General features: G+C 70.2%; 20 protein-coding genes. 13 read left to right on the forward strand and 7 right to left on the reverse strand.

Translation table 11 applies throughout. The features are described 5' to 3' along the window. Window positions 1–47: 47 nt before the first annotated feature. Window positions 48–380, forward strand: a complete 333-nt coding sequence (locus ACZ6SA_RS30535) for a hypothetical protein (RefSeq protein ID WP_347647192.1) — start codon at window positions 48–50, stop codon at window positions 378–380. A 78-nt stretch (window positions 381–458) separates the two neighbouring features. On the opposite strand, the gene ACZ6SA_RS30540 is transcribed toward ACZ6SA_RS30535, so the two are convergent. Continuing rightward, window positions 459–1,448 (reverse strand): NAD(P)-dependent alcohol dehydrogenase, encoded by a 990-nt coding sequence (locus ACZ6SA_RS30540; protein WP_465831982.1) that lies wholly within the window; start codon window positions 1,446–1,448, stop codon window positions 459–461. A gap of 177 nt (window positions 1,449–1,625) precedes the next feature. Here ACZ6SA_RS30540 and ACZ6SA_RS30545 point away from each other — a divergent pair, with 177 nt between their 5' ends. After that, window positions 1,626–2,291, forward strand: a complete 666-nt coding sequence (locus ACZ6SA_RS30545; protein WP_347647190.1) for a DUF2306 domain-containing protein — start codon at window positions 1,626–1,628, stop codon at window positions 2,289–2,291. Here the strand turns inward: ACZ6SA_RS30545 and ACZ6SA_RS30550 are convergent. The 5 genes from ACZ6SA_RS30550 to ACZ6SA_RS30570 all read right to left on the reverse strand — a co-directional run bounded on the left by ACZ6SA_RS30550 (window position 2,281) and on the right by ACZ6SA_RS30570 (window position 6,037). Continuing rightward, window positions 2,281–2,937, reverse strand: coding sequence for a response regulator transcription factor (locus tag ACZ6SA_RS30550; RefSeq protein WP_347618790.1), 657 nt, complete (start codon window positions 2,935–2,937; stop codon window positions 2,281–2,283). The two genes, ACZ6SA_RS30545 and ACZ6SA_RS30550, sit on opposite strands and share 11 nt — an antisense overlap. Then, window positions 2,934–4,064 carry a sensor histidine kinase gene (locus ACZ6SA_RS30555; protein WP_465831985.1) on the reverse strand — a complete coding sequence of 377 codons (1,131 nt, stop codon included), beginning with the start codon at window positions 4,062–4,064 and terminating at the stop codon, window positions 2,934–2,936. The genes ACZ6SA_RS30550 and ACZ6SA_RS30555 overlap by 4 nt, the downstream gene beginning before the upstream one ends. Window positions 4,065–4,116: 52 nt before the next feature. Continuing rightward, window positions 4,117–4,380: a DUF4235 domain-containing protein gene (locus ACZ6SA_RS30560; RefSeq protein WP_347647188.1), complete on the reverse strand. Its 264-nt coding sequence runs from the start codon at window positions 4,378–4,380 to the stop codon at window positions 4,117–4,119. Between the two features lie 81 nt (window positions 4,381–4,461). Further along, window positions 4,462–5,274 carry a TrmH family RNA methyltransferase gene (locus ACZ6SA_RS30565; RefSeq protein ID WP_347647187.1) on the reverse strand — a complete coding sequence of 271 codons (813 nt, stop codon included), beginning with the start codon at window positions 5,272–5,274 and terminating at the stop codon, window positions 4,462–4,464. Continuing rightward, a complete protein-coding gene (locus ACZ6SA_RS30570; RefSeq protein WP_465831988.1) occupies window positions 5,267–6,037 on the reverse strand; it encodes a DUF4184 family protein in 771 nt (256 codons plus the stop codon). The genes ACZ6SA_RS30565 and ACZ6SA_RS30570 overlap by 8 nt, the downstream gene beginning before the upstream one ends. A gap of 225 nt (window positions 6,038–6,262) precedes the next feature. On the opposite strand from ACZ6SA_RS30570, the gene ACZ6SA_RS30575 reads away from it, so the two are divergent. From ACZ6SA_RS30575 to ACZ6SA_RS30625, 11 genes are all read left to right on the forward strand, one after another. Continuing rightward, window positions 6,263–6,817: a cation diffusion facilitator family transporter gene (locus ACZ6SA_RS30575; RefSeq protein WP_347647185.1), complete on the forward strand. Its 555-nt coding sequence runs from the start codon at window positions 6,263–6,265 to the stop codon at window positions 6,815–6,817. Between the two features lie 134 nt (window positions 6,818–6,951). Beyond that, a complete protein-coding gene (locus ACZ6SA_RS30580; protein WP_443155210.1) occupies window positions 6,952–8,724 on the forward strand; it encodes a substrate-binding domain-containing protein in 1,773 nt (590 codons plus the stop codon). Window positions 8,725–8,834: 110 nt separating this feature from the next. Further along, window positions 8,835–10,415, forward strand: coding sequence for an RNA polymerase sigma factor (locus ACZ6SA_RS30585; protein ID WP_465831991.1), 1,581 nt, complete (start codon window positions 8,835–8,837; stop codon window positions 10,413–10,415). Between the two features lie 293 nt (window positions 10,416–10,708). After that, entirely contained in the window at window positions 10,709–11,077 is a 369-nt protein-coding gene (locus tag ACZ6SA_RS30590; protein WP_347647182.1) for a hypothetical protein, read from the forward strand. Between the two features lie 146 nt (window positions 11,078–11,223). Then, on the forward strand, window positions 11,224–12,201 hold the full coding sequence (locus tag ACZ6SA_RS30595; protein WP_465831993.1) for a GNAT family N-acetyltransferase: 978 nt from the start codon (window positions 11,224–11,226) through the stop codon (window positions 12,199–12,201). A gap of 149 nt (window positions 12,202–12,350) precedes the next feature. Further along, window positions 12,351–13,184, forward strand: a complete 834-nt coding sequence (locus ACZ6SA_RS30600) for a glycosyltransferase family 2 protein (protein WP_347647180.1) — start codon at window positions 12,351–12,353, stop codon at window positions 13,182–13,184. 11 nt (window positions 13,185–13,195) lie between these two features. Then, window positions 13,196–14,137 carry a glycosyltransferase family 2 protein gene (locus ACZ6SA_RS30605; protein ID WP_347647179.1) on the forward strand — a complete coding sequence of 314 codons (942 nt, stop codon included), beginning with the start codon at window positions 13,196–13,198 and terminating at the stop codon, window positions 14,135–14,137. Beyond that, entirely contained in the window at window positions 14,134–14,937 is an 804-nt protein-coding gene (locus ACZ6SA_RS30610) for a polysaccharide deacetylase family protein (RefSeq protein WP_347647178.1), read from the forward strand. The genes ACZ6SA_RS30605 and ACZ6SA_RS30610 overlap by 4 nt, the downstream gene beginning before the upstream one ends. Beyond that, complete coding sequence (locus tag ACZ6SA_RS30615) at window positions 14,930–16,246, forward strand: lipopolysaccharide biosynthesis protein (RefSeq protein WP_443155206.1); 1,317 nt, start codon at window positions 14,930–14,932, stop codon at window positions 16,244–16,246. The genes ACZ6SA_RS30610 and ACZ6SA_RS30615 overlap by 8 nt, the downstream gene beginning before the upstream one ends. 998 nt (window positions 16,247–17,244) lie before the next feature. Beyond that, window positions 17,245–19,473 carry a hypothetical protein gene (locus tag ACZ6SA_RS30620; RefSeq protein WP_465831997.1) on the forward strand — a complete coding sequence of 743 codons (2,229 nt, stop codon included), beginning with the start codon at window positions 17,245–17,247 and terminating at the stop codon, window positions 19,471–19,473. A gap of 41 nt (window positions 19,474–19,514) precedes the next feature. Continuing rightward, entirely contained in the window at window positions 19,515–20,747 is a 1,233-nt protein-coding gene (locus ACZ6SA_RS30625) for a DUF418 domain-containing protein (protein WP_465831999.1), read from the forward strand. Between the two features lie 18 nt (window positions 20,748–20,765). Here the strand turns inward: ACZ6SA_RS30625 and ACZ6SA_RS30630 are convergent, their stop codons facing one another. Continuing rightward, window positions 20,766–22,151, reverse strand: coding sequence for a GH39 family glycosyl hydrolase (locus ACZ6SA_RS30630; RefSeq protein WP_465832001.1), 1,386 nt, complete (start codon window positions 22,149–22,151; stop codon window positions 20,766–20,768). Window positions 22,152–22,250: the final 99 nt, after the last annotated feature.

The following is a 22,250-nucleotide window of genomic DNA, read 5'->3' on the forward strand; positions in this document are numbered from 1 at the left end:
ACCTGAGGACAGTAGGGTTGGCCTTCACCCCCTCGAAAAGGATGACCATGGCGGAATTCATCGAGGTCCGCGCGACGATCGAGGGCCACGAAAGGGCGGCCGTGCTGGCCAACGGCATCCTCCGCGCGGGACTGGCCACGTCGATCGACATAGCCGAGACGCCACGCCCGACCGCCCGCCACGACGAGATCAGCTGGGAGCTCACGCTCATCACGACCGCGTGGCAGGCTCCCGCGCTCGAACGCCACATCAGGGAGACGGGCCTCGACAGCGCCATCGTGAGCCGTCCGGTCGTCGCCGACCCCGGCAGTCACCTTGACCGGCACCCTGACCTGCGCCCTTACCGGCACACTGACCGGCTCAACGAAGAGCAGCCCTGAGAGGTGCACGGCGGGAAGGCCGAACGGCGCCCGGCGCACGGCCCGGGGACGACGACACGGTCCCACGGCCCCGGACTCCTAGTCGCCGACCGTGATGACGACCTTTCCGGGAGCGTGCCCGGCCTCCTGGTACGCGACGGCCTCCGGGATGCGCTCGAACGGGAAGCTCCGGTCGATGACGGGCGAGACCTCGCCGCCCTCGAGGAGCTCGGTCAGCGCCAGCAGGTTCCGCTTGGTGTCCTCGCAGTTCACCACGTCCGCGGACGACACCCGCTGGGACACGAACGGCCCCGCGGCCAGCACCGAGAAGACGTGCCCGGCGGGCTGCAACCACCGGCCGGCCTGCCCGCCGACGGCGACGAGCGCTCCCCTGCCGGTCAGCACCCGCCGGCAGGCCGATCCCGGGCGGCTTCCGGCGATGTCAATCAGCACGTCGTAGCGCTGCCCGTTCCGCGTGAAGTCCTGCCGGGTGTAGTCGATGACCTTGTCCGCGCCGATCGACCGCACCATGTCCACGTTGCGCGAGCTGCAGACGCCGGTGACCTCGGCGCCGTACGCGCGGGCGAGCTGCACGGCGAACGTGCCCACGCCGCCCGAGGCCCCGTTGACGAGCACCTTGTGCCCTGGCTGCACCTGCCCGTGGTCGCGCACGGCCAGCAGGGCGGTGCCGGCCGCCAGGGGCACCGCCGCGGCCTCCTCGTACGACAGGTTCCTGGGCTTGGGCGCCAGCATGCGCTCGGGTACGCAGGCGTACTCGGCGAAGCCGCCCTGCAGGGGCATCCCGTACACCTCGTCGCCCGGGCTGAACTCCGTCACGTTCTTGCCCACCGCCGCCACCTCGCCGGCCACGTCGGCGCCCAGGATGCCGATCTTCGGTCTGCGCAGGCCGAGCTCGCCGATCAGGCGGGCGACGATCGGCTCGCCTCTCATCAGATGCCAGTCGTAGGGCTGGACGGAGGTGGCCCGCACCCGGACCAGCACCTCGTCGTCACCGGGCTCCGGCTTGCCGAGCTCCTTGAGCTCCAGGACGTCGGGTGAGCCGTACGAGCGCAGAACGAACGCCTTCATGGGATGCTCCTCGTGCCGTTGGTGACGCCGGTCGCGTACCACCACGAACGTCAGTGTGAACAGCCCTGCACGAGGGCGTAACAGCCGAAAGTACGACCTTCCCGTCAGCCGTTCGGACGCCCGGAACCGGTCCTGAAAGGCGATGACCGCGACCGCTCGCGCGGCCACGATCGGGGCATGACCCACGAGAGCACGACGATCACGCGCCTCGGGGCGGGCAGGGCGACCTGGCTCGCGCGCACCGGGCTGATCGCGCTCGGCTTCGTCCCCCTTCTCGCGGGGGCGATCCGCCTGACCGAGCTGACCGGCGGCGCCGAGGTCACGCCGGACAACGCGCGGTTCTTCGCCGCGCCGCTCCCCGTGGCCCTGCACATCGTCGCCGCCTGCCTGTACAACCTGCTGGGCGCCTTCCAGTTCGGCGGGCGGTGGCGGCCGCGGCGGCATCGCGTGCTCGGCAGGATCCTGGTCCCGCTGGGGCTCGTGGCGGCGCTGACGGGCCTGTGGCTGACGCTGTTCTCCGCCCTGCCGCCCGGGGACGGTGGCCTCCTCGCCGCCTTCCGGCTCGTGTTCGGCACGGTCATGGCCGGATCCCTCGTGCTCGGCGTCGCCGCGGTCCTGCGCCGGGACATCGCCCGCCACCGCGCCTGGATGATGCGCGCGTACGCGCTCGGCCTGGCCGCGGGGTCGCAGGCGGTGACGCAGGCGCTCTGGTTCCTCTTCGTGCCCGCTCCCCCTGATGGGACCGGCAGGGCGCTGCTCGTGGGCGCCGGCTGGGTGATCAACCTCGCCGTGGCCGAGTGGATCGTCAGGAGGCGGCGGGCGGGCCGCCCGGTCAGGGCCTGACGCGGCGGGTCTCGTAGGCCCACATGGCGATCTCGACGCGGTTGCGCACGCCGAGCTTGGTCATCAGGCTCGCGATGTGGCTCTTCACGGTGCTGAGCGAGATGTGCAGCTCGGCGGCGATCTCGCTGTTCGTCCGGCCGCGCGCCACGGTGAGCAGGATCTGCTCCTCGCGGTCCGTCAGCGCCTCGACGGGCTGCGCCGGCGGGGTGCCGCGTCCCGAGTCGGCGAAGGCGGCGAGCAGCCGGGCGGTGACGCTCGGGGCGATGAGGGCGTCGCCGCCCGCGGCGGCGCGTACGGCCTGGCCGAGCAGGTCGGGGCCGGCGTCCTTGAGCAGGAATCCGCGGGCGCCGGCCCTGAGCGCGGCGTAGACGTACTCGTCGAGGTCGAACGTGGTGATGACGACCACGGCCAGCGGGGCGTCCACGGCCGGCCCCGCGACGGAGCGGGTGGCCTCGATGCCGTCGAGGTGGGGCATGCGGATGTCGAACAGGCACACGTCTGGACGTAACCGGCGCGCGAGCTCGACGGCCCGCCGCCCGTCGCCGGCCTCGCCGACGACCTCGATGTCCGGCTGGGCGTCCAGGATCATCCTGAGCCCGGTGCGCGCGATCTCCTGGTCGTCTGCGACGATCACCCGGATGCTCACGTCGCCGCCCCTGCCCTGGGCAGGACGGCGGTCACGGTCCAGCCGCGTTCGGGGCCCGGGCCGGCCTCGCAGGTGCCGCCGAGCAGGTCGGCGCGCTCGATCATGCCGAGCAGCCCGTAGCCGGGCGAGTCCGCCTGGCGCGGCGAGGCGGTGTCGCCGTCGTCGCTCACCCGTAAGCGCACCGACGTGTCGTCGGCGGCCACCAGGACGTCGATGCGGGTGGCGTGGCGGGCGTGCCGCCGCGCGTTGGTGATCGATTCCTGGGCGATGCGGTAGATCGCGGCCCCGACCGACGGGGAGAGGCCGTCGAGATCTCCGGCGAGCCGCACGTTCACGGACGGGCCGACGCGGCCCTTGCCGGCGAGTTGCCGCAGGTCGGAGATGTGCCGGCTGGGCGCCAGCTCCGCCGGCTCGTTCCTGCGCAGGACGCGCACCATGGCGCGCATCTCGGCGAGGGCGCGCGTCGCCTCGGCCTCGATCACGCGCAGCGCGTCGGTGGCGGCCTCCGGCCGGTTCACCGCCGTCGCCAGGCCCGCCTGGGCGCGGATCGCCATGGCCGAGACGTGGTGGGCGACGATGTCGTGCAGGTCGCGGGCCAGTTGTTCGCGTTCGAGCAGCTTGACCTGGTCGAGCTCGCGCATCCGCGCCCGCGCCCGGTAACGCAGCGCCCCGCCGAGCGCCATGGCCGAGAAGAGGACCGCGAACGCGCCGACGGCGTCGGCGGGGGCGAGCGGCGCGCCGGCCAGGGAGAAGCGCACGCCGGGGAGCATGACCGCCAGCCCGATCACGACCTCGCGGCCGGACCCCCAGCGGAACAACGAATAGACCAGGATCAGCACGAACACCATCGTGTACGCGTCGGGGCGACCGCCGTCCATGAACAGCGGGACCACGCTCGAGGTGGTGAAGGCGATCACGACCATCAGCAGCGGCCGCGTCCTGCGCCAGAGCAGCGTGGGCACCAGCACGACGGTGACGATCACCGAGACGGCCCGCCACGGCATGTCCGGCCGCACGGCTCCTTCGAGCAGGGCGAGCGACAAGAGCACCCCTACGAGCGCCCAGTCCCGCCGGCCCCGCGCGGGCGGGCTGGGGGGAGGGGGCTCGTTCCACACGGAACGAAGCACGCCCTCATCGTACGAGAGTCCGCCCCGCCGGGGACCGGTCATGGAGCGTTCGTCAGACCTTCGCCCGGCCCTGGATCGACCTGCGCCGGAACGTCTTCGCGCTCGCCCGGTGCACCATGGCCTTGATGAGGCCGAACAGCGCCCCTTGCAAGGCCGCGGCGACCAGGATCTCCGTCAGGTCGCGCTCGAGGTCCTCGGCGTCGGGCGAGTCGTCCTCGCCCGCGGCCAGCTTCCACATCCGGCGGAACAACAGGGTCGCCAGCGCGCCGCTGAGCACGCCCATGCCCAGCGAGGTGGCCTTCTGTACAGGGTGCATCTCCGTCTCCTCACGACGGTTTCGCCGTGCCCCGTGTGCGCGTCCTAAACGCGTCCCGGCCGAGCCACCCGGGATGAGACGTCAGGGGGACGAGCGCATCAGCCCGTGACAGGCGATGGCCGCGGCGGCCACGACGTTGAGGGAGTCGACCCCGGCGGCCATGGCCTCGGCGCTCATGGGGATGCACACGGCCTGGTCGGCCTCCTCCAGCCAGTGGGACGAGAGCCCGTCGCCCTCGGCTCCCAGCAGCAGTGCCACCCGGCCCGCGGCCCTGACCTCGTCTATGGGGACGGCGGTCTGGTCCGGGGTCAGGGCCAGGGTCCGGCAGCCCGCCTCCCGCAGGTGCGCGAGCCCTTCGAACCAGTCGTCCATCCGCGCGTACGGGATCGAGAACACCGCACCCATCGACACCTTGACCGCCCTGCGGTAGAGCGGATCCGCGCACCGGGGCGAGAGGATGACGCCGTCCACGCCGAGCGCCGCCGCGGACCTGAAGATCGCCCCGACGTTGGAGTGGTCGACCAGGTCCTCCAGCACGAGCAGGCGCCGCCCGCCCCGCTTGAGCAGGGTTTCGACGCCGGGCAGGGGCAGGCGTTCCATCGAGGCCAGCGCCCCGCGATGGACCTGGAAGCCGGCGATGCCGGACATGATCTCGTCGCTCACCACGTAGACGGTGGCGTCGCCGAGCACGTCCTGCAGCGGCGCCAGCCAGCGGCGGGTGGTCAGGACCGAGCGGATCGGGTAGCCGGCGCCGATGGCGCGCCTGATGACCTTCTCGCCTTCGGCGAGGAACAGCCCGCGCTCGGCCTCCAGGCTCTTGCGCAGCTCCACGTCCCTGAGCCGGGTGTAGTCGCTCAGGCGCGGGTCGTCGGGGTCGGTGACGTACTCAAGCACCTTCCGATACTGCCATGCGCCGCCTGACCTGCCAGACCACCGCGTAGCAGGTGAGGACGAGGCACAGTCCGATCAGGGTGCCCGCGCCCGTCTTGGTGAGCACGCTGGGGACGCCCAGTTCCGGGCTCGGCTCGTCCACGAGCGGCCACAGGAGGGCGCCCGCCACCGTGCCCGCCGCGCACGCGGCCAGGACCGACCACCGTGCGCGTGGCGAGATCCGCAGGCGGCCGGGCACCAGTTCGGCGGGCATCCTGGCCAGTCCGCGCCGGCCCCACCACACGACGACGGCCAGCCCGATCGCGGAGGAGGCGTACTGCAGGAGGCGGAAGAGCGGGATCTCGCCGAAAAGGGGGTCTCCGAGCCGGCCGCCCCATTCCACGACCCCGGTGGAGTGGGTGAAGGAGTCCCAGAGCACGTGAGAGGCGGCGCCGATCACCGCGCCCGCGGAGATCGGCAGGAGCCTGAGCCGTTCGGGAGCCAGCAGCGCGGCGCGGCCGGCGAGCGCGGCGGGCAGGAGGGCGACCAGCGGGTCCCTGAACACGACGTGGAAGAGCGGCAGCAGCACGAGCACCGCGGCGAGGTCGAGAGTGACCACACCCGGCCAGGAGTGCCAGTCGGTGTAGTCGGGCAGGAACGGCAGGAACAGCGGCAGGTCGGGCGCCATGGCCCCCAGCGCCAGCGCCCACGGGTCGGCGAACCTGCGCACCCGGGAAGATGCCAGCAGCGGCACCACCGCGGCGATGTGACTGGGCGTGAACGGCAATCGTCTCCCCCCATCTGACGATCTTCGTCCATTATGCGCCGAACCTTGAACATCCTTTGCTCCCGCACTCTAGAGTTACAGAGAGTAGTGGGTACGGTACGTAGCGCTGTCGACGGCCGGAAGCCGGGAGTTCGGGGGTTCATGGTGCCTGACCAGCGGATTCGTGAGCATCCGGCCGCGTCAGCAGACTGGTTGCGCGCCGCTCGCGCGGCTCGCTCACTCTCGGTGGCTACGCTCGTCTGGCTGGGCGTGGAAAGCACGCTCGGCCTGGCGGCGGGCCTCGTGGCACACTCCGTCGCGCTGATCGGATGGGGCCTGTGCGCCGTGGTCGAGGCGGCGGCCAGCATGATCGTGGTGTGGCGGTTCACCGGCGCCCGCACGCTGTCGCCGAGCGCGGAGACCACCGCCAGGCGGGCGGTGGCGGTGAGCTTCTGGCTGCTCGCGCCCTATCTGGTCATCCACGTGGCGTACGACCTGGGCGCGGGGCACCGGGCGGTGCCGAGCGTGCTGGGGATCGTGGTGACGGCGGTCAGCCTCGTCAGCATGCCGCTGCTGGGCATCGCCAAGCGGCGGCTCGGCGCGCGGCTGGCGTCGCCGTCGACGGCGGGCGAGGGCACGCAGAACCTCATCTGTGCCGCCATGGCGGCGGGCGTGCTCGCCGGATTGTGGCTCAACACGATCGGCTGGTGGTGGGTCGACCCGGCCGTCGCGGTCGCCCTGGCGGTGGTCGCCGTACGCGAGGGAAGGCGCGCCTGGCGCGGTCACGCATGCTGCCATTGAAGGCAACACACCGTAATCAACGCACCAAAAGGGCTGTTTAACCACACTGACCGCACCGAGTATCGTTCCCGGAGTATTGCGGAGCTTCTCCCGCTAGGGTCTCCGGAAGGTTCCTACACACCTAAGAGGGCATCGTGGGGCGACACCGCACAGACGATCTCGACGGCGGATACCGGGCCAGCGAACCTCCACCCCCGCGCAAACGATCCGGCAACGGTCGCGGCAGGGTGCTGGTGCCGCTGGCGGGCGCCGTCGCGATGGCCGTGCTCCTCGGCGTCGCCGCGTTCGTCATCTTCAACAGGAACCACGACTGCTCCAGCGGCAAGCTGCCGCTGCGCGTCGTCGCGACCCCCGACATCCACCCCGCGCTCAACAAGATCGCCGGCAACTACAACAAGGCCATGCACTCGATCGACAGCAAGTGCGTCGAGGTGACGGTGGCCAAGCAGGCGGCGGCGAAGACCGCGAACGCGCTGGCCGCGGGCAAGATGCCGGCCGACTTCTGGGTGGCCGACTCCAGCCTGCTGATGGAGAGCATGCGCCAGACCTCGGCAGGCAAGGCGCTGCCGCAGGTCGAGGGGTCGATCGCGACCTCTCCCGTGGTGCTGGCGGCGGCCGAGTCGGCCGCGCAGAAGCTCACCGGCACCCTGCAGCCGAGCTGGAGCGCGATGATCGCGGCGGCGAACGTCGCGAACGTGGACGGGCCCGGCAAGAAGGTACGCGTGCTGGCCCTCGACCCCCAGAAGAACTCCGCCGGGCTGGCCGCGCTGCTGGCCGCCGCCGGCACGGCCAGGGAGGCCAAGCAGGACAAGGCGCTCGTGGGCGCGCTGAAGGAGCTGTCCGGCCAGCTCGCGCCCGACCCGACGGCGCTGCTGGCCAGCCTCACGGTGAAGTCCAGCAGGGTGCCCGTCGGGGTGACCTCCGAGCAGGCCATCCACGCCCACAACGCGAAGAAGCCGGAGGCGCCGGTGGTGGCGCTCTATCCGAAGGAAGGCACGCTCAGCCTCGACTACCCCGTCACGATCCTGACCAAGGACCCGGCGGTGCTGAAGGCGGCGGCGGACTTCAAGCAGAACCTGACGACGGAGTCGGCCGGGAAGATCCTGCGCGCCGCCGGGTTCCGCGGCACCGACGGCAAGGCGGGCGACGCGCTGTCGGAGGAGAAGGGCTTCACCGCCGACCCGCCGACCGCGCTGGAACCGCCCGACACCGCGACGGTGGCCAGGATGGTGCAGACCTGGTCCAGGCTGAACCTCGGCTCCCGGCTGCTCACCCTGCTCGACGTCTCGGGAACGATGGCGCTGCCCGTGCCCGGCACGGACATGACCCGCATGCAGGCCATCAACAAGATCGCGACCGAGGGGCTCGCGCTCTTCCCCGCCGACTCCGAGGTGGGTCTGTGGACGTTCTCCACGCATCTGGACGGGCGGGACAAGGACTGGAAGGAACTGGTCTCCGTCGGGCCGCTCTCCGAGTCGATCGACGGGGCGCTGCGCAAGGAGGCGCTGGCCACGACGTTCTCCCAGATCCAGGCGAAGCCCACGGGCGACACCGGGCTGAACGACACGATCAGGGCCGCCTACGCCGAGTTGACCAAGACGTTCCGGCAAGACAAGATCAACACGCTGCTGATCCTCACGGACGGCGCCGGCAACGACGATCCCGACGGTGGCGTCAAGAACGCCGAGATCCTGCGGTACCTGAAGAAGACCTACAACCCGAAGCGGCCCATCAGCATCCTGCTCATCGCGTTCGGCCCGGAGGCCGAGAAGGGCAAGCGGCAGATGGACGCGCTGGCCAAGGCCACGGGCGGCGAGGCGTACATCGCCAAGGACATCCTGCAGGTCCGCGACTTCTTCCTGCAGGGCATGGAGCGCCGCCTCTGCTCCCCCAACTGCGACGGCTGAACCCGCCCACCCTCATAACCGTTCGGCATGGTGGGCGAACCGGCTCAAAGGGGGCGGCGTCCTCTCCGCGTGGGGCTGAGTAGCCCGTACCACCCGCGGGGAGGGAATCCGTGCCTGGATGGCCGAGCGTCGACCGTACCGACGATCAGGAGCTCGTCGAGGCTCTGCGGCGCGCGGACACCGACGCCCCCGCCAGGCTGTACGACTCCTACGGCGAGCGGCTGCACGACTACGCCTGCTCGCTCATCGAGGAGCGGGAGGTCGCCGGGGACGCCGTGCACGACGCGCTCGTCACCGCGCAAGGATGCGCGGACCGGCTGAAGGAGCCCGCCAGGCTGCGGGCCTGGCTGTACGCGCTGGCCCGGTTCCAGGCGCAGGCCAGGATGTCGCACCGGAGCGGCACCCCCGTGGAGGGCCTGCCGCTGCCGGAGCCCGGCGACCACGACGACCCCGAACTGGCCGACCTGGTCCACGAGACGCTGGGCGAGCTGAGCAGGAACGAGCGCGAGGTCCTGGTGCTGTCGCTGCGCCACGGGCTGACCCCGGCCGAGGTGGGCGCGGTGCTCGGGCTGACCTCGCGGCAGGTGACCGCCAGGCTGGGCCGCGCCCGCGACCACCTGGAGAACGCCGCCGCCGCCGTGGTGCTGGCCAGGACCGGGCGGGCGCACTGTCCTGACCTGTCGGCGATGGTGGACTCGTGGGAGGGGCCGCTCACCCCGCTGCTGCGCCGGCGGCTGTCGGGGCACATCGGCGGGTGCGAGGTGTGCACCGAGGGCCGGCACCGGCAGATCTCGGCCCTTCGGCTGCTGGACATGGTGCCGGTCGTCTTCGCGCCGCTCTCGCTGCGCCGCCGGGTGGTCGACACGTGCGTCAACCCGGAGCGCGACCAGACCCGTACGTTGATCACCGACCGCGGCGACAGCTTCGACCGGACGGGGTTCCCCGTGGCCGCCGAGGGCCGCTCGCGCCGGCGCAGGCCGCGCCGGCTGGCGCCGGTCGCGCTGGCCGGGGCCTGTCTGCTGGCCGCGACGGGCGCCGTGGTCGTGATCAACGGGCGGGACGTCTCCAGCGGCGCCGCGCTGCCGCCGGCACCGTCCCCCGCGCTCTCCGTGGCGCTGAGCCCCGATCCCGAGCCCGTTCCCGTTCTGGAGGAGGACGAGCCGGCGCTCTCGCCGACGCCGACGCCGACCCGGACGCCGACCCCGGGCGCGACCCGGCCGGACAGGCGCGCGCCGAGCGGGCGGCCGGTCGCCACGCGGCCCCGCACCAGGCCCGCCCCCGCTCCCACGGCCTCCCGGCGCAGGCCCGCGCCCGGCCCGCGGCTCGTCGCGTCGTGCCCGGAGGGGATGGACGGCCTGGCCAGGATCGGGCTCAGCGCCCGCAACGCCCCGGTCTCCTGGGTGGCCACCGCCTCGCAGGGCCTGGACGTGCACCCGGCGAGCGGGTCCATCAAGGCGGGCGGCTCCGTGCGGGTGGTGGTGACGGCCGTCGATCCGACCGTGTCCGGCCGTGGCCGCGTCGCCTTCACCTCGAACGGCGGCACCAGATCCTGCTCGTTGTCCTGGGTGGCCGACCAGCGGCCGCCCGCCTCCGACGCGCCGGACGGCGACGTGCCCACGGAGATCACCGAGCCACCGGAGACGCCCACCGCCGGTGCGGAGAGCTCCTCCGTGGACACCATGGACGAGTGAACGGGTCATCGTCGCACCAAGCGCTGGTAGATCGGTGCTTAGTCGACAATTGGGCATAATTCGGGCCCTGGCTCGAAGATCCCCTGCCTCATAGGGCATTCTGGTGTGCTTGGGGACCACTCCGGGGCCGAAGAGCGCTTGACCATGTGTTGAAGTTCACATGAGAAATCTCAGCCCGAGGGTGAACCGGTCAGCGTCACCAAGCGTCGGCATTGACGTGCCCAGGCGCTGATTGGTCCCATGAACTGCGATCAAACACGCCCCGACCAGGAAGATCAGGAGAAATCCAGGAGATGCTCAAGCACCGCAGAGCGCTGGCGTGGGTGCTGGCGTTCGCCTGCATAGCGGGGGCGACAGTCGCGCTGTTCGACATCGAGACACCGCTGCGCCCGTTCTTGATCTCCCTGTTCCTGCTGTTCGTTCCTGGGGCCGCAGTGGTGGGACTGTTGCGTGATCGTGATCCCCTTGCCGCACTATCAGTAGGGGCTGCCGCAAGTCTCGTACTGAACGTGCTTCTCGCGCAGGCCATGCTGCTGTTCAACGCGTGGTCGCCGAGGGCCGGTGTGGCGACCGTCGCCGTGCTCGGAGGGTTCATGTACGTGCTTCGCGTGTTGTACCGGGGGAAGAGCATGCAGACCGAACAGGGGGCCAGGGCAAGGTGAACATCCAGGTAGTTCGGCCGGGAGACCTCGGAGACTCCGAACGCGCCCGGTGGCGGGAGCTGCAGAAGGCGGACCCGGGTCTGGACAACCCGTTCCTTTCCGTCGAGTTCGCCGTCGCGATGGACCGTTTGCGCGACTACGTGAGGGTGGCGGTCATCTCCGACGGCGGCGGCATCGCCGGCTTCTTCCCGTACGAACGGCACAGCTTCGGCATCGGCAAGCCGCTCGGCGGCTTCCTGACCACCTGCCACGGCCTGATCGCCACGCCGGACCTGGAGCTCGACGCCAAGGCGCTGATGCGGGCCTGCAAGCTCAGCGTGTTCGACTTCGACCATCTGGTGGCAGGGCAGCCCACCTTCGCCCCCTACGAGCAGGATGTCCGCCCGGCCCCGGTCATGGACTTCACCTCGGGGTTCGAGGCCTGGATCGACCAGGTCAAGGCCAACTCGCCGAAGAACCTCAAGACCGTCCGCTACAAGGAGCGCAAGCTCGGCAGAGACCAGGGAGAGCTGCGCTTCGCGTGGGCCTCGCCCGACCCCGAGGTGCTGCGCACCCTGCTGGCCTGGAAGTCGGACCAATACCGCAGGACCGGCCGGGTCGACAGGTTCGCCCAGCCGTGGATCGTCGAGCTGACGGAAATGATGCATGCCGAAAAGTCATCTGATTTCGGAGGCGTGCTCACCATGCTTTATGCGGGCGACACTCCGGTGGCTGGACATTTCGGCCTCCGTACGGCCACCACGCTTGTAGGGTGGTTCCCCGCCTACGACACAGAGTTCGCCCGTTATTCGCCGGGCATCGTCCATCATCTCCAGATGGCCGAGGCCGCCGCGAACGACGGGCTGCACATGGTCGACATGGGCAAGGGCGGCAAGGAGTACAAAGACTGGCTCAAGAGCGGGGTCCTGTACGTCGCAGAAGGCCGCATCTCGAGACCGTCCGCGACCGCGGCGGTGCACTGGATCGGCCGAACTCCTTTCAACAAGGCCCGAACAATTGTCATGGACCGACCGTCTCTTTATAAGGCGGCCGACCGTGTCCTCAAGGGCTTTGGTCGGGTGCGCACCTCAGTGCAACAGCAGGAGTCACCCAATGTAGTCAAGGAAGCATCGGGAGCGAGCTGACCGCTCCCACCCCCGGCACCAGCACCTAACACCCTCACTCTCCACACAGGACCCCCAATGCACCGCCCACCGGTTTCGTCATTCCCGCAGCACCCGGGGATGGCCTCGTCCGGTTCGCACGACGGGGTCCCGGAAGGAATTCCCTCGCCATGAGTCCCGAGATAACCAAGCACAACGGCAAGCTCCAGGCCGGACCCCTGCGGTCGATGCCGCCACCGTCGAGCTTCACGCCCGTGACGCCGCACCTGGCCATCTCACCGACGGTCAGCGTGGTCGTGCCGGCGATGAACGAGGCCGAGAACCTGCCGCACGTCTTCGCCACCATCCCGCAGTGGGTCGACGAGATCGTGCTGGTCGACGGCAACTCCGTCGACGACACGGTCGCCGTGGCCAGGCGGCTGCGGCCCAACGTGAAGGTCGTGACCCAGACGGGCAAGGGCAAGGGCGACGCCCTGGCCGCCGGCTTCGCGGCGTGCACCTGCGACATCATCGTGATGATCGACGCCGACGGCTCGACCGACGGCCGCGAGATCATCAACTTCGTGGGCGCGCTGGTGACCGGCGCCGACTTCGTCAAGGGCTCGCGCTACGCCGCCGGCGGCGGCAGCGACGACCTGACGCTCAACCGCCGTCTGGGCAACAAGGTGCTCACCGGCATCGTCAACGTGATGTACCGCACCCAGTACACCGACCTGTGCTACGGCTACAACGCCTTCTGGGCGCGCCACCTCGACGTGCTCGACCTCGACTGCGACGGCTTCGAGGTGGAGACGCTGATGAACGTGCGCGCGGCCAAGGCCGGGCTGAAGGTGCACGAGGTGCCGAGTCACGAGCGTAACCGCATCCACGGCGAGAGCAACCTGCACGTCGTACGAGATGGCTTCCGTGTGCTCAAGACCATCCTGAAGGAGTGGCGCCGCCAGCCCTCTCCGCCCCAGCCTGAGCCCACCGCCACTCCTGCCGCTGACCGAGGCGTCGCATAAAAAGGACCGTTGTGAACACGTCTGTTGTCATCTGCGTCTACACCGAGGAGCGGTGGGAGGACATCAGGCAGGCAGTCGAGTCGGTCGAGAACCAGACCCGCCCGGCCCACGAGCTGATCCTGGTGGTCGACCACAACCCCGACCTGCACCTCAAGCTCAAGCGCGAATATCCACAGGCCATCGTGGTGGAGAACACGCACGAGCAGGGGTTGTCCGGAGGCAAGAACACCGGGGCGGCCACGGCCAACGGTGAGATCGTCGCGTTCCTCGACGACGACGCCGTCGCCGACACCGGGTGGCTGGAGGCTTTGGAGGAGGGCTTCCAGGAACCCGGCGTGGTGGGCGTGGGCGGTCGCACCGACCCCCTGTGGGCGTCCGGCAGGCGGCCGCGGTGGTTCCCGTACGAGTTCGACTGGACGGTCGGCTGCACCTACCGCGGCATGCCCGCGGTCAGGGCGCCGATCCGCAACGTGATGGGCGGCAACGCCGCCTTCCTGCGCGACGTCGTGTCCGAGGTGGGCGGCTTCCACAGCGGCATCGGGCGCAGCGTCCAGGGGCGCAAGTCGCGGCCGCTGGGCTGCGAGGAGACCGAGTTCTGCATCCGGCTCACCCAGCGCAAGCCCGGCTCCGTCATGCTGTTCGAGCCGCGCGCGGTGATCGGGCACAAGGTGTCGAAGCAGCGCGAGGGCTTCGCCTACTTCCGGTCCAGGTGCTACGCGGAGGGCCTGTCGAAGGCCCTGGTGACGCAGGAGGTCGGCACCCAGGACGGGCTCGCCAGCGAGCGGGCGCACGCGATCAAGACGCTGCCGCTCGGCGCGCTGCGCGGCGTGGGCGAGGCCCTGCGGGGCGACCTGGGCGGGCTCGGCCGGGCCGCCGCGATCGTGATCGGGCTGGCCTGGACGACCTGGGGATACGTGGTGGGCACGGCACGGCTGAAGGTGGCACGCTCATGATCCGCGTCCCGATCCTGATGTACCACTCGGTCACCGACAGCCCCAACGACGACACCAGGCCGCACGCGGTGCGGCCCTCCGACCTGGCCGAGCAGCTGGCCTACCTGTCGGAGAGCGGCTTCACCCCGCTCACGCTGGGCGACCTGGTGGCCTCGCTCAACAAGAACAACGGCCGCTCGATGCCCGACAAGCCGGTCGTCGTGACCTTCGACGACGGCTACGCCGACTTCCACAGCCACGCGCTTCCACTGCTCGAACGCTACAACTTCCCCGCCACGGTCTTCCTGACCAGCGGCTGGGTGTCCGACGCGGGCGACGACGCGGCGGGCAGGCCGCTGGACGACATGTTGTCCTGGGGCCAGGCCCGCGAGGCCGCGCAGACCGGCATCGAGATCGGCGGCCACAGCCACAGCCACCCCCAGCTCGACCAGCTCCGCACCGAGGACCTCCGGCAGGAGCTGCGCAGGAACAAGGGCCTGCTGGAGGAGAAGATCGGCGCGCCGGTCGCCACCATGGCCTACCCCTACGGCTACTCCAGCGCCCGCGTACGCCGCGAGGTGCGCAAGGCCGGCTACTTCGCCGCCTGCGCCGTCAGCAACACGATCGCCGCGGACCGGCACGACATGCTGGCCATCCCCCGGTTGACGGTCGGCAAGGGCACGACCATCAACATGTTCAAGCGCGCCGTCGAAGGCACCGCCGTACCTCTCATCTACATGCGCGAGCGCATCCTCACCAAGGGCTACGCCGTCGTGCGCAGGACGAGGTACGGGCTGCAACGGGTGCGCGGCAATGTCTAGGGTCTGGGGACGGATCCTCGTCGACCTGCGCAACCCGCTGTTCCGGCAGGGTTACGCGCTCATGGCGAACACCGTCATCACCGGCGTGCTCGGCATGGGCTACTGGCTGCTGGCCGCCCACTACTACACCCCCGACGAGTTCGGCCGCGGCCAGGCGGTGATCACGGCGATGCGGTTGTTCGCGTCGCTGGTCGCGCTCGGGTTCGTCGGAGCGCTCGCCCGCTACCTGCCGGTGGCCGGCCGCCGCACGCCCGAGCTCATCCTGCGCGGGTACGGCCTGGCCGCCGCCACGGGCGGGGTCGCCGCTGTCGGCTTCCTGCTGACGCTCCCCCTGTGGGGCGAGACCTATTCGGTGCTGGCCGGGTTCGGGCCGGGGCTGTTCTTCCTGGCGTCCGTGGTGGTGTGGGCGGTGTTCACCCTCCAGGACGTCGTGCTGACCGGCCTGCGCAGAGCCCCGTTCGTACCGCTGAACAACCTGGTCTTCGGCCTGGTCAAGATGGGGCTGCTGGTCGCCCTCGCCGGCGCGCTGCCCTCCGGCGGCATCTTCGTCTCCTGGGTCGTCCCGACCGCCCTCGCACTGATCCCGATCAACTTCCTGATCTTCGGCGTCGTGGTGCCGCGGCACACCAGGCAGGCCGGCGCGGAGCTGCAGCCTCCTCGTCTGCGCGAAATTGGAAGGTTCCTGGCGGGTGACTTCCCCGGGACGCTGTCCATCCTGGCCATCGTCTACCTGGTGCCCGTGGTGATCGCCACCCAGGTGGGCGAGGCCACGTTCGGGCGTTTCTCGATGGCGCACACCCTGGCCAGCATGATCGAGCTGCTGGCCATGAACATGGCGGTGTCGCTGACCGTCGAGGGCGCGTTCGACCGGTCCCAGCTGGCCGAGAACTGCCGGCGGGCGTTGCGGCGCGCCTTCATGATCGTCGTTCCGATCATCGCGGTGGCGATCGCCGGGGCGCCGCTCATCCTGACCATCTTCGGGCCCGCCTTCGCCGAGGAGGGCACGACGCTGCTGCGGCTCATGGCGCTCGCCGTACTGCCCCGGGTGCTGATCGAGGTCTATCTGAGCGCGCTGCGCGCCCAGAGCAGGGCGCGCACGCTGGCCGTCGTCCAGATCGGGCTGGCCGTCCTGGTGCTGGTGTCCACGCTCGTGCTGTTCCCCTTCGCCGGAGTGAACGCGGTGGGATACGGTCTGCTGGCCAGCGAGCTCCTCGTTGCGCTGTTGATCTTCGGAAATCTGCGTAAGATTCTCGGATTCGGCGATACAGGTCGACCGGCTGTCACTCAGGGGTCGTCCGGGACCGCATGATGGTCAACGCGAGGCAACGGGACAGCAATGGCGTGACACCGGGGACCACGGGCTCCCAGGATGCGCGCGGGGACAAGGAGGACTCAGACGTGCCCTTCGATCCGGAAGCTACCGGGATCATCCCGAAGCTGACGTTCGAGCCCCCTGGTGAGGGCTCCGGCACGTCTGAGGAGACCGAGGCGGAAGCCGCGGAGAGCGCCGCCGAGCCCGGCTCCGAGCGCACCACGGCCATCCGCCTCCCGGTGACACCTCCGCCAGGGAAGGGCGACGCGGGCTCCTCACCGGAGACCGCCCCGACCAGCCCCGGGCTCCGCCCGCCACCCGCCGCCGACGCCCAGCCACCCGGCGGCTCCCAACCGTCCGGCAAGTCGCAACCCTCCGGTTCGCAGCCGTCCGGCGGATCGCAGTCGTCGGGCGGTTCCCGACCCTCCGGTGGAACGAAGGCCGCCACCGGCCCAGGACCGTCCGAGGAGAAGCCTTCCAGCGGCACCCAGCCGCCCGCAGCCGCACCGGGCACCGGTACGTCACCAGGTGCCGGTAAGCCGCAGGCTGCCGGCGGGACGAAACAGGCGGGAGGCGGGCAGGCGGGTGTGCCTCCGCAACCGGCCGGGAAGGCCGAGCCGGGAGCTCGCGGCGGAAACCCGGGTGGCGCAGCGCCGCCCGCCACAGACAGCCCTCACACCGGGAACCCGAACACCGGAACGCCACCCACAGCGGGGAGCCCCGGCGCGGGGAACCCGAACACCGCAGCGCCGCCGGCCACGACCCCGGCCGCGGGAAGCCTTCACGCCGGAAATGTGAACCTCGGAACGCCACCCGCAGCGGCAACCCCACACGGCGGGAACCCGAACACCGGAGCGCCGCCCGCAACGGGGAGCCCCGGCGCGGGGAACCCGAACACCGCAGCGCCGCCCGCGACGGGGAGTCCTCATGTCGGAGGACCCGCCGGTGGAGGACCCGCCGGCAGGGCGCACGTCGGGGGGCCGCCGTACGGGCGCGTGGGTGTGGTGCAGGAGGCGCTGCCGCAGGGTCCGGCCGGAGGGCCGGTCGCGCAGCGGGCGCCGGCGCGACCGCAGTCGCTGAAAGCCCGGGTCAGCGCGCTGATCGCCAGCGCGCCCCGGTGGTTGCCCGTGGTGCTGGTCCTCGAGGGCCTGCTCATGTTCGTGCTCGCCGTCAAGGTGTCCCCGGGGCCGCTGCGGGGTGTGGACCCGGCTGACATCGACGGTCTCGGGCTGATCTCGGCGCTCCCGGTCACCGCGTTCCTGGCGATCCTGATCATGCTCGTGTCGTTCTTCGTCACGGTCGCCCAGAGCACCGACCGCAAGTTCCTGCTGCTGTTCCAGATCGCCGCGATCGCGTTCGCCCTGCACGGCGTGGGGTCGCTCGTGGCGAGCGAGCCGCGTTTCCCGACGGCGTACATCCATGCCGGTTTCGTGGAGTTCATCAGCAGGACGGGCGAGACGGCGATCGGCATCGACGCCCGCATGGGCTGGCCGGGCTTCTTCGCGTTGTTCGCGTTCGTGACGAAGGCCGCCGGCATCAGCGACATGACGACGATCCTGCAGTGGACGCCGCTCCTGTCGAACCTGCTCTACCTGCTGCCGTTCGTGCTGATCCTGCGCCAGGTGGTGGCGACCACGCGGGCGCGGTGGTTCGCGGCGCTGCTGTTCGTGCTGGTGCAGTGGATCGGGCAGGACTACTTCTCGCCCCAGGGCTTCACGTTCGCCCTGTATCTGGCGTACGTGGCGATCCTGCTGCGATGGTTCGGGCGGGTCGAGCCGCGGACCAGGCCGATCGCCCCGAAGGGCCTGCGCAGGCTGCTCGGCAGGCTGGACGCGATGACGCCGGGCGAGCTGGCCAACACCGGCACCTACCGGGCCGACAAGCTGCTCATGCTGATGATGTTGCTGGCGCTGTTCATCGCGTCGGTGGCCTCGCACCAGATCACCCCGTTCATGATGCTCGGCGTGCTGACGGCGTTCCTGCTGGTGAAGCGGACCTCGCTGACGTGGGGGCTGCCGTTCTTCCTCGGGCTCGTGGTGGCGGCCTGGATCAGCTACATGACGGTGGGCTTCTGGGCGAGCCAGATCGACACGATCTTCGGTGGCCTGGGCAACGTCCTGTCCAACCTGCGCAGCAACACCGGCGACCGGATCGAGGGCACCGACCCCGCCCACGCGATGGTGTTGCAGGCCCGGCTCGGCATCCTGGTGGTGATCCTCGGGCTGGCGGCGGCCGGGTTGTTCCGGCGGCTGCGGCGGGGGGTGTTCGACAGGTCGGCGCTGATCCTGCTCTGCGTTCCCGTGCTGGCGCTGGGGCTGCAGAGCTACGGCGGCGAGATCGGGCTGCGCATCTACATGTTCGCGCTGCCCGGCGCGTGCCTGCTGGCCGCGTACGCGTTCTTCCCCAACCTGCCGGCCGACAGCGCCGACGTGCGCGAGGAGACCGTGCCGCTGCGCAAGCGGAACGTGCGCTTCAACCCCGAGCTGACCAGGAAGATCTCGGTCGTGCTCGCGGCGTGCTTCGCGGTGTTGTTCGCGATGGCGTTCCTGCTGGCGAGGTACGGCAACGAGAAGTTCGAGCGGGTCACCACCGGCGAGGTGGCGGCCCTGCACTACGTCTACGACCACGACAAGCCCAGCGCGCGGGTGCTCTATCTGGTGCCCAAGCTGGGGCCGGAGGTCACGCCGACCCTGCCGTGGGGCGAGCGCGACGTCGAGCGGGTCAGCTTCAACGTGCAGGCGCTCGTGCACAAGGATCCGACGAAGATCGCCGACGCGGTCAAGGCGTTGCAGGAGCAGCCGCGTAACTCGTACCTGATGGTGAGCACCGGCCAGGTGAGCTACCTGCAGCTGAACGAGGGTTATCCGGCGGACTGGGGGGCCAAGTTCCGTGCGGCGCTGGACACCTCGCCCAGCCTGAAACGGGTGTTCTCCAACGAGGACGCGGCGCTCTACACCTGGAAGAAGTTCGTCAGGGGGACGGAGATCCCCGAACCGAACTCCTACAAGAGCCGCGGCGACCCCACCTCGCCGTGGACGCCGGTCGGCATCGGGGCTCTGATCGTGACGTGGGTGGCGCTGCTCGGCTACGAGATCATCCGCCTGAACGGTCCCAACCGGGCGCGCAAGACGCGCAAACGCCTGTTGTTCCTGGCGGTCCCGGCGTTCGTGGTGGCCATCGCGGTCATCATCGAACGGTTCATTTACATCGCACAAAATAACTGAATTCCCAGGAAACTCTCAGGTTCTACGGGATGATGCCCTCAATGAGGGCACAGAGGGCACTTCCCGTAGAACCGGACGCACGTACCGCTGCCGCACGGATCGTCTCCGTCGACGCGTTGCGGGGCTTCTCGCTCCTGGGCATCCTCGTCGTCAACATCGCCTTCCTGGCCTCCGGATACCGGATGGCCGGGATGGCGGAGCCCGCCTTCGGCTCGCCGTCCGACTGGGCCGTGCGATGGTTCGTGACGATGTTCGTGGAGAACAAGTTCTACCTGCTGTTCTCGTTCCTGTTCGGCTACAGCTTCACGCTCCAGCTCGACTCGGCGGCGCGGCAGGGGCGCGCGTTCCGGCCGATGTTCCTGCGGCGGCTGGCCGGGCTGCTCCTGATCGGGCTGGCGCACGCCGTGCTGCTGTTCCCCGGGGACATCCTGACGACGTACGCCGTGGTGGGCCTGGCCCTGCTGTTCCTCCACCGGATCAGGCCCAGGACTGCCGTGCTGCTGGCCGTCGCGCTGACGGCGGTGCTGGCGCTCGGCTTCGTGCTGGCGGCCGTGCTGGCCACGCTGGGGCTGGATCTGTCGGGCACGATGACGGACGGCGCGGCCGAGGCCGCCAGGTCGGACGCGGCGCTGGGCGGGGGTTTCTGGCAGATCGTGTCGGAGCACCTGAGGAAGCTGTCGCTGATCACCGTGCTGCGCGTCCTGTTCCAGGGGCCGGCGGTGCTGGCCGCGTGCCTGCTCGGGCTGGCGGCCGGCAAGTCAGGCGCCCTGCGCGACCTGTCCGCGCACGCGACAACGCTGCGCAGGCTGCAGTGGACGGGCTTCACGGCCGGTCTGGCGGGGGCGTCCTTCGCCGCGCTGGCCGCCTGGACCGGCGTGGTGCACAAGTTCTGGGGCGAGGCGGTGGACCTGGCGACGGCGCCGCTGCTGGCGGCCGCGTACGCGGCGACGTTCCTGCGGCTGCTGCCGCGCGTGCCGCGCATCGGGCGAGCCCTGGCCGCGCCCGGCCGGATGGCGCTGTCCAACTACCTGGCGCAGTCGCTGATCTGCGCGCTGATCTTCACGGGGTACGGGCTGGCGCTCGTGGACCGGGTCAGCCCGCCGATGGAGCTGCTGATCGCCGCGGGCGTCTTCGCCGCCCAGGTCGTCTACAGCCGGTGGTGGCTCGGCGGGCATGGGTACGGGCCGGTGGAGTGGCTGCTGCGTTACCTGACGTACGGGACCAGGCCGGCCCGCCCGATCGGAGCGAGCCGTCGCCTTCCCGGTCGCCGATGAGGAACCCGGCAGGCATGCTCACATGCCTCTGCCGGACCACCTGATCTCGTACGGCCGCAGGGTGACCTGCCTGCCGTCGACGGTCGCGGTGACGTCCTCGCCGGACGTGTTCACCATGACGCTCTGGCGCTGCTGGGCGATGGCTCTGATCCGCTGGTCGGAGGTCCTGACCTTGGAGACCTCGACCCCGGCGGGGAACCACTTGGCGAACCCGCTCAGCAGGCCGGCCATCGGCATCTCGCCGCCCACCTTCGGCGCCCACAGGCAGCCGGGGCACTCGCCTTCGTCCTTCATCTGCGGGTTCCAGTAGAGCGCCGTGGTGACGCCGCTGGTGGCGAACTCCATCAGCGCCGTCGCCTGCACCGCGGTGCGCTGCTCCTCCGTCCATCCGGAGTTCTCCGGCTCGACGTACCACTCCGCCCACCACACCGGCAGGTCGCCGCTCTTCTGCCGCAGCCACGAGGTGATGGCGCCGAACTTGGCCTGGGCGGCGAAGTCGTCGGGGACGTTGCCCTTGTCGTTGGTCATCGACGCGCCGTCGACCACGATGAAGTCGGCGCCCTGCTTGTGGTCGATCCAGTGCTGGACCGCGTCGAGCGCGCGCTGGTCGACGGACCCCCAGGAGCCGCTGAGCTCGGAGGGCTCCTGGCTCCTCGCGTTGCTCTCGATCGGGATGTACGGTCCGCCGATCTTGATGTCGCTGTTCACCTTCTTCAAGGCCGTGTAGACCTTGTTGTACAGCTCGGTGTATCCCTTGGCGTCCCACTTGTTGGTGGCCGGATCCCAGAAGCCCTTGAACTCGTTCCAGACCATGTAGTGCTTGACGGTCGGATACTGCTTGGCGACCCTGACGGCGAGCTTGGCGAAGTCGTCGAAATGCTCGGGTTCGGGGGCGACGGTGTGGTTCTTGCTCCAGTCCGTACGCCCGGCCTTGCCACCCTTCATCCAGTCGGGCGCGCAGCACAACGTGATCACCGGCAGCCCTCGCGACGACGACATGAAGGTCAGCCGCCGGTCGAGGTCGCCGAAGTTGAACTGTCCCGGGCTCGGCTCGGGGTTGCCGACGCCCCAGCCCATGATGTGCTGGTTCTGCACCATGGGCACCCGGCCGAGCACGCCCCTGGCCTGCTCGAGGACGTGTTCTGGCTCGTTGTCTGCGCTGAACTGCGTGTGCGTGACGCCCCAGCGCGGCCAGTTGGGCAGCGCGGGCGGCTCCTCCAGCCGGGGGGCCGGCTCCGTGGGCACCCTCGTGGCGACCTGACCGTTGAAGTCGCTGCGCCCCTGCGACCTGAGCGAGGCGTAGACCATGATGCCCGCCACGAGGACGACCGCGAGGATGCCGGCTCCAAGGGCTATGGGCCAGGGCGATCGTCGGCGCGCATGACGGCCATCGGTCGGGATCACTGAACGCTCCTCATTCCTCACGAGTCCACAAGAGGACGAACATACAGAAAGGCTGGGCGTAGGCCAGCCTTAATGACACTATGTGTCCCACTTGTAGAT

The organism is Nonomuraea sp. NPDC049378, assembly GCF_055586745.1.

Bases quoted from the DNA above. Each gene is read 5' to 3' on its own strand.
- ACZ6SA_RS30560 (WP_347647188.1), bottom strand. From the start codon at position 4,380: ATGCACCCTGTACAGAAGGCCACCTCGCTGGGCATGGGCGTGCTCAGC.
- ACZ6SA_RS30615 (WP_443155206.1), top strand. From the start codon at position 14,930: ATGTCTAGGGTCTGGGGACGGATCCTCGTCGACCTGCGCAACCCGCTG.
- ACZ6SA_RS30540 (WP_465831982.1), bottom strand. From the start codon at position 1,448: ATGAAGGCGTTCGTTCTGCGCTCGTACGGCTCACCCGACGTCCTGGAG.
- ACZ6SA_RS30590 (WP_347647182.1), top strand. From the start codon at position 10,709: ATGCTCAAGCACCGCAGAGCGCTGGCGTGGGTGCTGGCGTTCGCCTGC.
- ACZ6SA_RS30610 (WP_347647178.1), top strand. From the start codon at position 14,134: ATGATCCGCGTCCCGATCCTGATGTACCACTCGGTCACCGACAGCCCC.
- ACZ6SA_RS30625 (WP_465831999.1), top strand. From the start codon at position 19,515: ATGAGGGCACAGAGGGCACTTCCCGTAGAACCGGACGCACGTACCGCT.
- ACZ6SA_RS30545 (WP_347647190.1), top strand. From the start codon at position 1,626: ATGACCCACGAGAGCACGACGATCACGCGCCTCGGGGCGGGCAGGGCG.
- ACZ6SA_RS30600 (WP_347647180.1), top strand. From the start codon at position 12,351: ATGAGTCCCGAGATAACCAAGCACAACGGCAAGCTCCAGGCCGGACCC.
- ACZ6SA_RS30535 (WP_347647192.1), top strand. From the start codon at position 48: ATGGCGGAATTCATCGAGGTCCGCGCGACGATCGAGGGCCACGAAAGG.